Below are 12,434 nucleotides of genomic sequence, written 5' to 3'. Positions count from 1 at the left end.
AGCCATGGACGTTCTGGTCTATCTCGTTCCCCTGGCGCTGGGACTCGGTGGCCTTGGGCTGGCCGCCTTCCTCTGGTCCCTGCGAACCGGCCAGTACGACGACCTCGACGGCGCCGCCTGGCGCGCCATCATGGACGAAGACAAAATACCGGAATCGGCCCGCCTTCCGGAGGATCAGGATGCGGCGGCCACCATCTTGACGAAGCCGACGGAGCCCGGCCGGAAGTCGTGAGCCGCCAGGGCCCGGTCGATGTCCACCCAGGTCGCCAGCCTCTCCGGCGCTACCCGGCCGCTCGTGTCTTCAATCAGGATCGTGGAACAGCCCTCGCCGCGCGCGAGATCATGGACAAAGTCGAAAAGTGTGTCTGGCGCGGTGCTCGCCGGAAGCTCGGCTTTCGACAGGTAGGACAGTTCGAGCCGCCGTCCTGCGCGGGGATCGGGCGCGATACGATAGAGGCAGGCCGCATGGACATAGCCGCGCCGGTCGTTGACGACGACGCAGCCTGACCGGCGGCGCTTGCCCGTTCCCAGTCCGGCAAGGTGGTGACGCCAAGCGTCGATCCGAATGTCGGGGTAGCACAAGCGTACCAGACCGAAAACCGTCATGGCTTCGCTCGCTTCGATGATGCGGCCTTTGAACATCGAGGCGCGGGCTCCCAAAATGCATGGATGCCAGTACCATGAGAGGATGGCCGCGATCCGTCCTTGCTCTGGATCAAATCGTGTGTATCAATTTTTGAATATGTATATCCCACGAGTGCCTTGTTCCCCCACCCAGGGTCACTGCCATGACCGAACTCATTGAAATTGCTCACCCGCGGGTGCATGCCTGCGGCCGCCAGCCCGGCGAAAGTTACTGTGATACCTGCAAGGTCCGGTCGCTCGCCGTCTGCGCGGCGCTCGGGTCTGAGGAACTGCCGGAATTGGACAGAATCGTCCATCACACCCGTGCCGAAGCCAAGACCACCTTCATCCACCAGGGTGAGACGGCCGAATCGGTCTTCTCGGTCACCGAAGGCGTGGTTCGGCTCTACAAGCTGCTCTCCGACGGACGACGCCAGATCATCGGCTTCGCCATGCCGGGCGATTTTCTCGGCCTCGCCCTGCACAACCGCTACGGCTTTTCCGCCGATGCCGTTGACCATGTGGCACTCTGCCGCTTCGAACGGCGTGACTTTGACAATCTCGTCACCGCCAAACCGCATTTCCTGCGCCGCCTGCACGAATTCGCCACCCATGAACTGGTGATCGCCCAGGAGCAGATGACGCTGATCGGCCGCCGCTCGGCCGAGGAGCGCGTCGCCGCCTTCCTGATCGCCATGCGCGAGCGCTGGGCCCGCATCAAGGGCCCGTCGGTGACGATCCAGCTCCCCATGCAGAGGATCGACATGGCCGACTATCTCGGCCTGACCATCGAGACGGTGAGCCGGACTCTGACCAAGCTCGCCCGCGACGGCATCATCCTCATCGTGCCTGAGGCCGTCCGCGTCCTCGACGAAAGACGGCTCGCCGCCATCGCGAGGGCCTGACCCGCACAGGTCAGGCCTTCAGCCGATAACCCGTCCTGAATATCCAGGCGATCCCGGCGAGGCAGAGCGCGAGAAAGACCAGCGTCATCGCGACGCTGACGCCGATATGAACGTCGGCCGTCCCGAAAAAGCTCCAGCGGAAGCCGCTCACCAGATAGACGACCGGGTTGAACAGGCTGATCGTCCGCCAAAGCGGCGGCAGCATGTCGATCGAATAGAAGCTGCCGCCGAGGAATGTCAGGGGCGTGACCACCAGCATCGGCACGAACTGGAGTTGCTCGAAGCCCTCCGCCCAGATGCCGATGATGAAGCCGAACAGGCTGAAGGTCACCGCCGTCAGCACCAGGAAGGCGAGCATCCACAGCGGGTGCTCGATCCGCAGCGGCACGAACAGCGCCGCCGTCGCCAGGATGATCAGGCCGAGGATGACCGATTTCGTCGCGGCCGCGCCGACATAGCCGGTGACGATCTCGAAGGTCGAGATCGGGGCCGACAGCACCTCGTAGATCGTCCCGGTGAAGCGCGGGAAATAGATGCCGAAGGAGGCGTTCGAAATGCTCTGGGTCAGCAGCGAGAGCATGATCAGTCCGGGCACGATGAAGGCGCCGTAGGCAATGCCGTCGATCTCCTGCATGCGGGAGCCGATCGCCGCGCCGAAGACGACGAAATAGAGCGAGGTCGAGATGACGGGCGAGACGATGCTCTGCCAGAGCGTGCGCCAGGTGCGCGCCATTTCGAACCGGTAGATGGCCTTCATCCCATGGAGGTTCATCGGTCACTCACCAGGTTGACGAAGATCTCCTCGAGCGAACTTTGCCGCGTATGGAGGTCCTTCAGCCGCAGCCCGGCATCCGCCAGAGCCTGCAGCAGGACGGTGATGCCGGTGCCCTGGGCCTGGGTGTCGTAGGTATAGACCAGCGCACCGCCGCCTTCGGCGAGACGGAGCTGGAAGGGGGCCAGGCTTTCCGGCACCGCGTCGATCCGGTTCTGCAGGTCGATGGTCAGTTGCGTCTTGCCGAGCTTGGCCATGAGCACAGCCTTGTCCTCCACGAGGATGATCTCGCCCTTCGAGATGACCCCCACCCGGTCGGCCATTTCCTCGGCCTCCTCGATATAGTGGGTGGTCAGGATGATGGTGGCGCCGCGGGCGCGCAGCCGCCCGACGAGTTGCCACATGTCGCGCCGCAGTTCGACGTCGACCCCGGCCGTGGGTTCGTCGAGGAACAGCACGCGCGGCTCGTGCGAGAGGGCCTTGGCGATCATCACGCGCCGCTTCATGCCGCCGGACAGCGTCATGATCTTGGCGTCCTTCTTGTCGAACAGCGACAGGTCCTTGAGGATCTGGGTGATCAGCCCGGGATCGGGCGGTTTGCCGAACAGGCCGCGCGAGAAGGTGACCGTGGCCCAGACCGATTCGAAGGAATCGGTGGTCAGTTCCTGCGGCACGAGGCCGATCATGCCGCGGGCAGCCCGGTAGTCCGCGGTGATATCGTGACCGCCGACCGTGACCGTTCCTTGCGATGGCCGCACGATGCCGCAGATGGTCGAGATCAGCGTCGTCTTGCCGGCGCCGTTCGGCCCCAGCAGCGCGAAGATTTCTCCCTCCCTGATGTCGAGATCGACATGCCTGAGCGCCTGGAAGCCCGAAGCATAGCGCTTTGAGAGATTGGCAACCTTAATGATGTAAGTCATGGCCGGGATCATAAAGGCTCGCAGCCCCCCGCGGGAGGGGGAGAGTGGCAGCAGCCTGGACCGGTTTTCCGGCATCGCGACGGCATGTCCGTAAGGTCGACTGATGGGGCGACCTCCACTAAACATCGGCGCTTCGCGATGCCGGCAATGACCGCGCTTTCTTCAATTCCGGATTTTCGTTGTGTATCGCGTCCGAAAGGTCGGAAATGGTGGCTGACGGAGCCAGAAGCTCCCATATCGGTTTCGGTCTCCTCGTCGGCTCCCTCCTTGCGGCGGGATCCTTCCCCGCCCATGCCTTCAACCCCTTCGGTCTTTTCGGCGAGGACAAACCCGCCATCTCCGCGACGGCGGTGGCCTACGAGCTCAAGGTCGAGGGGCTCGGCGGCGATGCCGCGTTGCTGACCGCGATCCGCGACGTCTCGATCCTCTACCGCCTGCGCCAGGAGGCGCCTCAGAACGGCGACGAACTGGTGCGCCGGGCCGAGGCGGATCTGCCGCGCATCGTCGATGCCCTATGGGGCGCGGGCCATTACGCGGCGAAGGTCTCCATCGTCGTCGGCGGCCAGGCCATCACCCTCGACCGGCCGGCAGCGGGCCCGGTGCGCGCCACCATCGACAGTCTGCGCGGCCGCGCCCTCGTACCCGTCGCCATCATGGTCGAGCCGGGGCCGCTCTACCGTTTCGGCCGCGTCGCCGTGCTCGACCAGCGCTCCGACCTGCCCTTCGACCCGGCCGTCCTGCCGCCGCGGGTCGTCACCGTCGGCCCCGGCGATCCCGCCCGTACCACCGATGTGCTGCAGGCCGCCGCCGCCCTGTCGGACCATTTCCGCGACCGTAGCCATCCCTTCGTCAAGGTCGGCCGCCGGGTACCGGTCATCGACCACCCCAGCCGGACGGTCGATCTGACCCTGGTCGTGGATCCCGGCGCCCGCGCCGGGATCGGCGGCATCGGCGTTTCCGGGACGAAACAGGTCGATCCCGCCGTTATCCGCTCCTTCATCTATGCCGAAAGCGGCGATCCCTATTCGCGCCGGGCCATGGCCGATATCCGCCGTTCGGTGGCGCGGATCGAGGCCCTCGGGGGCGTGCGCGTGCGCGAGGGCACGGCGCTGGATCCCCGGGGCGGCCTGCCCGTCGACGTCGAGGTGACCGAGCGCCCGCTGCGCGTCATCGGCGGCTCCTTGCGCTATTCCACCGTCGACGGACCGGCGCTCAAGGCCTACTGGGCGCATCGCAACCTGTTCGGCGGCGCCGAGCGCCTGCGCATCGACGGCGACCTGTTCTATTTTACCGGCCCGCAGAACTGGCCCGGTGGCTCCAACCGGCCGGGCTTCAACACCGACGATATCGGCGGCCGCCTGTCGGCCTCTTTCCTCAAACCGGCGCTCTGGGGCACGCGCAACGACCTTCTGGTCGACGGTTTCATCCAGCGCGAGCTGACCGAGCTCTACACGACCAACCTCATCAACGGGACGGCGGCGATCCGCCGGCGCTTCACCGACAGCTTCAATATACGCTTCGGCGTCGAGGGCGAGATCGGCCGCTCCACCGACGTGCTCGGCCGCTTCGACTATGGCCTGCTCGGCCTGCCGGTCGCAGCCTCCTACGACAGCACCGACCGGCCGCTGGACCCGACCCGCGGCATGCGAGTCACGGCCTCGGTGACGCCCTATCTCGGTTTCGGCGATGCGCCCGATGCCTTCGTCATCAGCCGCGTTCAGGCGTCGGTCTATTACGCGATCGACGAGGCCGCCCGCACCATCCTGGCCGGCCGCGTCGCCTTCGGCTCGATCATGGGCGGCACGCTCGGTGCCATTCCCGCCTCCCGGCGCTTCTATGCCGGCGGCGGCGGGTCGGTGCGCGGTTTCGAACACAAGAGCCTCGGTCCCCGCAACCCGGCCGGCACCGTGATCGGCGGCATGAGCCTGTTCGAGGCGTCGGTGGAGGCGCGGGTGAAGCTGACTGACACGCTCGGCATCGTGCCTTTCTTTGATATGGGCCAGGCCTATGCCGGCGCCTTCCCCGACGGCTCGGCCCCGCTGCGCTACGCCGCCGGCCTCGGACTGCGCTACTACACCGCGGTCGGCCCGATCCGCTTCGACGTTGCCGTGCCGCTCGCCCGCCGCCGCGGCGAGAGGCCCTATGCCTTCTATGTCAGCATCGGACAGGCCTTCTGATGCTGACACGCGCCCGCACACTCGCCGGCCTCACAATCCTCCTTCTCCTGGCCGTGGCTGCTGTCATGCTGACCGCCGGCCGTCCGCACGCCCAGGAAGACCAGGGGGTGCTCGCCGGCTTCATCTCTCGCACCCTGTCCTCACCGGGGTCGACCGTCGCCATCGGCGCCGTGGAGGGACCGCTGTCCTCGGACGCCATGATCCGCGATGTCACCATCGCCGACGGCCAGGGCGTCTATCTGAAGATCGATACGATCCGCCTCGTCTGGCGGCGGGTGGCGCTGCTGTCGCGGCGCCTGGAGGTCCAGAACCTCGAGATCGGCACGGTGGAGCTTCTGCGGCGGCCGGTCGCGGACCCCAACGCACAGCCGGCAGCCGACGGGTCGCTGCTGCCGGAATTGCCGCTAAAGGTCGAGATCAGCAGGTTCACGGTCCGCGAGTTCCGCCTCGGCGAGCCTGTGCTTGGCGTCGCCGCCCACTTCACTGCATCGGGCAACGCCTCTCTCGGCCCGCCCGCCGAAGGGCTCAATGCTGTCCTTGAGGTCCGCCGCCTCGACGCCCGGGGCGTCGCCGCCCTGAAGCTCACCTACGTCCCCGCCAGCCAGCAGCTTGACCTTTCCCTGCAGCATGACGAGCCGGCAGGAGGCATCGCCGCCCGCCTTGCCAATCTGCCGGGCCTGCCGCCGGTCAAACTCGACGTCACCGGCGCCGGGCACCTCGACGACTGGCGCGGCCGCGTCGCCTTTGACGCCGGCCCTGACATCAACGCCCGCGGCGACGCCGTCGTGACCCGCGACGACCAGATCCGCCGCCTCGGGCTCACTCTCGACGCCCGGATCGAGAGCCTGTTGCCGCCGGCCGTCTCGGCCGTCTTCGCCGGCGACACCAAGCTGCAGGGCCGCATCGTCTTTGGCGACGACGGCGGCTACGCGATCGAGACTTTCCGCCTCGCCTCGCAACTGGCGGAACTGACGGCGCAGGGGTACCTCACCGCCCGCAACGAGCTCAACGTCACCGCCCGCGCCCGCGCCCTGCCCAACACCGAGGGCGCCACCGCCCGCGGCGGCGCCCGCATCGACCGCCTCGTCTTCGACGCCACCGCCATGGGCGCCCTCAACGCCCCGCGCGTCGAGGGCAAGCTCGACCTCAAGGGTCTCGAAAGCCCGACGGCCTCCGTCGCCAGCCTCGCCGCCATGCTCTCCGCCGAACCGGAGAGCCCAGGCTCGCCCCGCTACCGCATCATCATGGACGGCGAGGCCGACGGCCTCGTCCTCCCCGACCGCGGCATCTCAGAGGCGATCGGCAACCGCGCCGTCCTCACCCTGCGCGCCATCGTCGACGAGGAGGCCGTCACCGAGGTCTCCGCCTTCACCGTCACCTCGCCCCATGTCCGGCTGGCCTTCACCGGACGCACCGGCGCGAAGGTTCTTGACGGCCAGATCCAGGCCGACATCCTCAGGCTCGCCGCCTTCTCACGCCTCGCCGGCCGGCCGCTCGCCGGCCAGGGCTATGTCGCCGCAACCCTCTCCGGCGATCCCTCCGCGGGCCTGACCCGCGCCCTGCTCAACGGCCGCGCCACCGGCCTCGCCCTCGGCGATCCTCTCGCCGACCGTCTCGTCGGCCGCGAGGCGACGCTCGCGGGCACTATCATCCGCCGCCGCGAGGTGATGACCCTGGAGGGCGTGTCGCTCGCCGGCCGCCATGTCACCGCCGGCCTTGACGGCACGCTGGGCGACGGGCGCATCGCCCTGCACGCGGCGCTCACCCTTCCCGATCTGTCGCAGGTCGACCGCCAGCTCGCCGGAGCCGCCCGGGCCGATGCCCGCGTCACCGGTGACATGGTCGATCCCTCCGTGGCGCTGACCCTCACCGCCCCCAGCCTGCGCGCCATGAATCGGCCGGTCCACGATCTCACGCTGGTGGTCGACGCCCGCAGGCTCGGCTCGGCTCCCTCCTTCGCTGTCACCGCCGGCGGCGATGTCGATGGCAAGCCGCTGACCGTCGACCTCCTGGCCCGCGAGGTGGGCAGCGCCTGGGTCCTCGACCGGCTGAACGCGCGGCTCGGGTCGGTTTCGGCCGATGGCCAGGGCCGGCTGGGCCAGGGCCGGCTGGGCGAGGACCGGCTCGTCGCCGGCCGCCTCGCGGTCACGGCGGGTAATCTCGACGACATTTCGCCTCTGGTCCTGACCCGCCTGGCGGGCAGCCTGCGCGTCACGGTCACCGCCGATGCGAGCGGCGGCCGGCAGTCGATCAGCGTCACGGGCGACGGCCAGCGCCTCGCCTTCGGCGCCGCCAGCCTCAATATCCTGCGCGCTGATCTGCGCGCCGAAGACCTGTTCGGCCGCCCGCGCCTCGACGGCGAGGCCACGTTGGACCGCCTCGTTGCCGGCGGCGAGACCGTCGAGCGCATCGCCCTGAAGGCCGAAGGCTCGCCCGAGGCGACCGCCCTCAGCCTCGCCGCCCGCGCCCGCGGCTTCGCCCTCGCCAGTGCCGGACGGCTGGTGCCGGGCACGCCGAACCGGCTCGACCTCGCCTCCTTCACCGCCACGCGCCAGGGCGCGCGCATTGCTCTCGTCCGGCCGGCAACACTCACCTTCGAGGGAGCACAGGTGCGCACCGAACGCCTCGTCGTCGCCCTGCAGGGTGGCGAGATCGAGATGTCAGGTGCCTTTGGTACGGATGTTGACGCCACGGTGGCGGCCCGGCGCGTCCCCCTCGCTGCCGTTGATATCCTGATGCCTGGTACCGGTCTTCGCGGCACTCTGGATGCCAGTGCGACCCTGCGCGGCCCCGCTGCGGCGCCCCGCGGCCCCTTCGAGGCCACCGTGCGTGGCTTCAGCGCTCCCGCGACCCGCGACGCGGGGCTCCCGGGTCTCGACCTCACCGCCCGCGGCGAAGCCCGGGGCGAGCGCGCCAGCCTGGACGCCCGCATCACCGGCGGACGCACCATCGCCATCTCTCTCGCCGGCTCCTTACCGCTGACGCCAGCAGGCGCCCTTGACGTTACCGTCCGCGGCACGCTCGACGCCGCCCTCGCCAATGCCCAGATCGCCGGGTCCGGCCAGCGCGTCACCGGCCGGCTCGCCATCGACGGGGCGCTGCGCGGCACCGCCGGTCGTCCCGACATTCAGGGCAGCGCGACGCTGTCCGGCGGGTCCTTCTCCGATCCCCTCAACGGCATTGCCTTCACCGTCGTCGAGGGCCGCCTGACCGGACGCGGGACGGAGATGGTGGTCGAGCGCCTGACCGGCCGCGCCAAGAACGGCGGCACGGTCCAGGTCTCCGGCCGCATCGATGCCGACCCGTTGCGCGGCTTTCCCGCCGACCTGCGCATCGCCGCCCGCAATGCGGAACTCATTTCCAGCGACGTTGTGCAATTGACTGCGAGCCTCGCCCTCGCCGTCACCGGCCCGCTGGCAACGGCCCCGCGCCTCGCCGGCTGCATCGATGTCGCCACCATCGAGGTCCGGGTTCCCGATCGCCTGCCCTCGACGTCGGAGCCGCTGCGCGACGCCCGCCATGTGGGAGCGCCGCCACAGACCCGGGCGCGCCTCGCCCAGATCGCCCGCCAGCGCAAGGCCGCAACGCGCCGCGGCACCGCCCCGTTCAATGCCACGCTCGACGTGGTCCTCGACGCGCCCGGCCGGGTCTTCGTCCGCGGCCGCGGCATTGACGCCGAACTCGGCGGTCAGTTGCGCCTTGCCGGCACCACCCGCGATGTCAGCGCCAACGGCGCCTTCGAGATGCGGCGCGGACGCCTGTCACTGCTCACCCAGCGGCTGGACTTCACCAGGGGTCGCCTGACATTCGGCGGCGGCGACCTGATCCCCGATCTCGATTTCGTCGCCGAGACGCGCGCCACCGACATCACTGCCTCGATCGGCATTACCGGTCGGGCGACGGAACCGGAATTCACCCTGAGCTCAACGCCGAGCCTGCCGCAGGACGAGGTGCTCTCCCGCCTCCTGTTCCAGCGCGCCGCCGCCGGCCTCTCGCCCTTCCAGGCGATCCAGCTTGCCCAGGCGGTCGCCATTCTGTCGGGAAGCCGCGGCTCGGACGCCTTTGAGGCGACACGCCGGGCCCTCGGCGTCGACAATCTTGACGTCACCACCGGCGCCTCAGGTCCGGCCGTCGGTGTCTCCCGGGCGATCAACGAGCGGGTCCGCATTGGCGTGCGCACCGGTGCAAGGCCGGAGAACAGCACGGTGGGCGTCGATATCGACCTGACCCGCCGCATCCGCATCCAGACCGAGATCGGAGCCGACGGACGCGCCGCCGCCGGCATCGGGGCCGAGATCGAATATTAAGGCACCGCAGGGTGCCGACCGGAGGCATCGTTCACTTCAGAAGATGCCCGGCGACGACCATGATCAGGGGAATCGGAAGCGCGGCGATGGCGACGGCGACCAGAAAGCGGTCGGGCCGGAACATGCCGCTCATGCCGGCGACCAGGGAAATGCCCCCGCCGCCGCCGATCAGCGCATTGCCCGGCATGTTCAGCGCGGCGATGAGCGCGAGGTCGCGATGGTTGACGAGCAGGCGCGCGAGCTTGTTCGGCGCGGTTTCCACGAGCGCCGTGACGCGTTCGGTCGGTGACATGGCCCCCAGCCGGTGGACGAGGGCACTGGCGGGAGTCAGTCCGATATAATCGAAAAACCGCGACAGGCTCGCGAGGGGCACGAAACGACCCGCCGCATAGGACAGGACGAAGGCTGCGATCGTCGCGAAATAGATCGGCAGCGCGACCGCCGACCCGAAGATGGCAAAGAGCGCCAGGCTGACCTCGATGCCGGGGACGAAAGGCAGCGCCAGCATCACGATGAACAGGATGAGACCGAGGACCAGCACCGTCTGGGCGGTCGTGTCCTGGAAGTTCGACGCGTCGAAACCGAGATATTGCTGCAGCCAGCGGCCGGCGAAATGGCCCAAGACGATGATGAGCGCATAGGCCGAAAGAATGGCGCAGATGCGAACCCATCGCAGTGCCGGTGGAGCGACTTCTGGCACCTTCGGCTCGGCATGAGAGCGGGCCGGCGGGCGCGTGGCAACGTCGTGGCTGTCATTCACTGTCGACGGCTCCGTACCGGCCAGAGATGAGGCTGTCGCGGCGCGGACACGGCGAGGCCGGAAGCGACGGGGAGACGATATCCCCATACCACTTCCTAAGATAGAGAAGTTACAAGACTGAGACAAAAGTGAGGATGCGGCATTTTGCGCATGTCGCCGTGATTCATGTGGATAGTCGAACGGGCGCCGCGGAAGTCCGCGACGCCCGTCTCCGGTCTTCGGACTGGCTCACTTGGCCCTGCGGCCGGCGCGCACCGGACCGCCCCGGCATGGGAAACGGGGCGGCGATGACCGGTCTCAGAAGTCCATGCCGCCGCCCGGCATGGCGGGAACCGGCGCGTCCTTCTTCGGCTTCTCGGCGACCATGGCCTCGGTGGTGATCAGGAGGCCGGCCACCGAGGCCGCGTCCTGGATCGCCGTGCGCACGACCTTGGTCGGATCGATGATGCCGAGCTTGAACATGTCGCCATAGGCGTCGCCCTGGGCATCGTAGCCATGGGCATAGTCTGCCTTCTCGGCGACCTTGCCGACGACGATCGAACCTTCGACGCCGGCATTCTCGGCGATCTGGCGGATGGGTGCCTCAAGCGCCTTGCGGACGATGTCCACGCCGGTACGCTGGTCGTCATTGGCGCCCTTGAGGCCCTCAAGCGCCTTGGCGGCACGCAGCAGGGCGACGCCGCCGCCCGGCAGGATGCCCTCCAGGACTGCCGCGCGAGTGGCATTGAGCGCGTCGTCGACGCGGTCCTTCTTCTCCTTGACCTCGACCTCGGTGGCCCCACCGACACGGATCACCGCTACGCCGCCGGCGAGCTTGGCCAGACGCTCCTGCAGCTTCTCGCGGTCGTAGTCCGAGGTCGTCTCCTCGATCTGCGCCTTGATCTGCGCGACACGGGCGTCGATTTCCGTCTTCGAGCCGGCGCCGTCGACGATGGTCGTGGCCTCCTTCTCGATGCGGACCTTCTTGGCCCGGCCCAGCATGTTGAGCGTGACGTTCTCCAGCTTGATGCCGAGATCGTCCGAGATCGCCGTGCCGCCGGTGAGGATCGCGATGTCCTCCAGCATGGCCTTGCGGCGGTCGCCGAAGCCCGGCGCCTTCACCGCGGCGATCTTCAGGCCGCCGCGCAGCTTGTTGACGACGAGGGTGGCGAGCGCCTCGCCCTCCACGTCCTCGGCAACGATCAGCAGCGGCTTGCCCGTCTGCACCACGGCTTCCAGCACCGGCAGCATGGCCTGCAGACCGGTCAGCTTCTTCTCGTGGATGAGGACATAGGGATCCTCAAGCTCGGCCACCATCTTGTCGGTATTGGTGACGAAATAGGGCGACAGGTAGCCGCGGTCGAACTGCATGCCTTCGACCACGTCGAGCTCGGTCTCGAGGCTCTTGGCCTCCTCCACCGTGATGACGCCCTCGTTCCCGACCTTCTGCATGGCCTCGGCGATCATCCGGCCGATGGACGCGTCGCCGTTGGCGGAGATGGTGCCGACCTGGGCGACCTCGTCGGACTTGGTCACCTTGCGGGAGTTCTTCTCCAGTTCCTTCGTGACGGTCTCGACGGCGAGATCGATGCCGCGCTTCAGGTCCATCGGGTTCATGCCGGCGGCCACCGACTTGGCGCCCTCGCGCACGATGGCCTGGGCGAGCACCGTGGCGGTGGTCGTGCCGTCACCGGCCGCGTCGTTCTGCTTCGAGGCCACTTCGCGCACCATCTGGGCGCCCATGTTCTCGAACTTGTCGGCAAGCTCGATCTCCTTGGCGACGGTGACGCCGTCCTTGGTGATGCGCGGCGCGCCGAAGCTCTTCTCGATGACCACGTTGCGACCCTTCGGGCCGAGGGTCACCTTGACGGCATTGGCCAGGATGTCGACGCCGCGGATCATCTTCTCGCGCGCGTCCTGCGAAAACTTCACGTCTTTCGCAGCCATGGTTCCTCACTCCTTCAATTGAGACGTTGAGGGTTGTTCAAAC

9 protein-coding genes are annotated in these 12,434 nt (G+C 68.2%); 4 read left to right on the top strand and 5 right to left on the bottom strand.

Annotated features, from left to right (window positions below):
* Positions 1-4: 4 nt before the first annotated feature.
* Complete coding sequence (gene ccoS / locus Q0C57_RS08380) at positions 5-232, top strand: cbb3-type cytochrome oxidase assembly protein CcoS (RefSeq protein ID WP_296574858.1); 228 nt, start codon at positions 5-7, stop codon at positions 230-232.
* Here ccoS and Q0C57_RS08375 read toward each other — a convergent pair.
* Entirely contained in the window at positions 175-642 is a 468-nt protein-coding gene (locus Q0C57_RS08375; RefSeq protein WP_296574857.1) for a hypothetical protein, read from the bottom strand. The two genes, ccoS and Q0C57_RS08375, sit on opposite strands and share 58 nt — an antisense overlap.
* A 146-nt stretch (positions 643-788) precedes the next feature.
* Here Q0C57_RS08375 and Q0C57_RS08370 point away from each other — a divergent pair, with 146 nt between their 5' ends.
* Positions 789-1,529 (top strand): helix-turn-helix domain-containing protein, encoded by a 741-nt coding sequence (locus tag Q0C57_RS08370; RefSeq protein WP_296574856.1) that lies wholly within the window; start codon positions 789-791, stop codon positions 1,527-1,529.
* Between the two features lie 10 nt (positions 1,530-1,539).
* Here the strand turns inward: Q0C57_RS08370 and Q0C57_RS08365 are convergent, their stop codons facing one another.
* Both Q0C57_RS08365 and Q0C57_RS08360 read right to left on the bottom strand, forming a co-directional pair.
* On the bottom strand, positions 1,540-2,301 hold the full coding sequence (locus Q0C57_RS08365) for an ABC transporter permease (RefSeq protein WP_296574855.1): 762 nt from the start codon (positions 2,299-2,301) through the stop codon (positions 1,540-1,542).
* The gene (locus Q0C57_RS08360; RefSeq protein WP_296574854.1) at positions 2,298-3,221 is read right to left on the bottom strand and encodes an ABC transporter ATP-binding protein; all 924 of its coding nucleotides are present in this window, start codon (positions 3,219-3,221) and stop codon (positions 2,298-2,300) included. Before Q0C57_RS08360 ends, Q0C57_RS08365 begins: the two co-directional genes overlap by 4 nt.
* A gap of 209 nt (positions 3,222-3,430) precedes the next feature.
* On the opposite strand from Q0C57_RS08360, the gene Q0C57_RS08355 reads away from it, so the two are divergent.
* Together Q0C57_RS08355 and Q0C57_RS08350 are read left to right on the top strand one after the other, a co-directional pair.
* Complete coding sequence (locus Q0C57_RS08355; protein WP_296574853.1) at positions 3,431-5,398, top strand: BamA/TamA family outer membrane protein; 1,968 nt, start codon at positions 3,431-3,433, stop codon at positions 5,396-5,398.
* Positions 5,398-9,705, top strand: coding sequence for a translocation/assembly module TamB domain-containing protein (locus Q0C57_RS08350; RefSeq protein ID WP_296574851.1), 4,308 nt, complete (start codon positions 5,398-5,400; stop codon positions 9,703-9,705). The genes Q0C57_RS08355 and Q0C57_RS08350 overlap by 1 nt, the downstream gene beginning before the upstream one ends.
* 31 nt (positions 9,706-9,736) lie before the next feature.
* On the opposite strand, the gene Q0C57_RS08345 is transcribed toward Q0C57_RS08350, so the two are convergent.
* Together Q0C57_RS08345 and groL are read right to left on the bottom strand one after the other, a co-directional pair.
* A complete protein-coding gene (locus Q0C57_RS08345; protein ID WP_296574848.1) occupies positions 9,737-10,405 on the bottom strand; it encodes a hypothetical protein in 669 nt (222 codons plus the stop codon).
* A 357-nt stretch (positions 10,406-10,762) separates the two neighbouring features.
* Positions 10,763-12,391 (bottom strand): chaperonin GroEL, encoded by a 1,629-nt coding sequence (gene groL, locus Q0C57_RS08340; RefSeq protein WP_296574845.1) that lies wholly within the window; start codon positions 12,389-12,391, stop codon positions 10,763-10,765.
* Positions 12,392-12,434 lie beyond the last annotated feature (43 nt).

The sequence above is a fragment of the Phreatobacter sp. genome (assembly GCF_022843985.1).
Classification (GTDB): domain Bacteria; phylum Pseudomonadota; class Alphaproteobacteria; order Rhizobiales; family Phreatobacteraceae; genus Phreatobacter.
This window is presented reverse-complemented; position numbering and strand designations above follow the sequence as displayed.

What these genes read in the sequence shown, in the direction of transcription:
- ccoS (WP_296574858.1), top strand. Translation starts at nt 5, where the DNA reads ATGGACGTTCTGGTCTATCTCGTTCCCCTGGCGCTGGGACTCGGTGGC.
- Q0C57_RS08375 (WP_296574857.1), bottom strand. Translation starts at nt 642, where the DNA reads ATGTTCAAAGGCCGCATCATCGAAGCGAGCGAAGCCATGACGGTTTTC.
- Q0C57_RS08370 (WP_296574856.1), top strand. Translation starts at nt 789, where the DNA reads ATGACCGAACTCATTGAAATTGCTCACCCGCGGGTGCATGCCTGCGGC.
- Q0C57_RS08365 (WP_296574855.1), bottom strand. Translation starts at nt 2,301, where the DNA reads ATGAACCTCCATGGGATGAAGGCCATCTACCGGTTCGAAATGGCGCGC.
- Q0C57_RS08360 (WP_296574854.1), bottom strand. Translation starts at nt 3,221, where the DNA reads ATGACTTACATCATTAAGGTTGCCAATCTCTCAAAGCGCTATGCTTCG.
- Q0C57_RS08350 (WP_296574851.1), top strand. Translation starts at nt 5,398, where the DNA reads ATGCTGACACGCGCCCGCACACTCGCCGGCCTCACAATCCTCCTTCTC.
- groL (WP_296574845.1), bottom strand. Translation starts at nt 12,391, where the DNA reads ATGGCTGCGAAAGACGTGAAGTTTTCGCAGGACGCGCGCGAGAAGATG.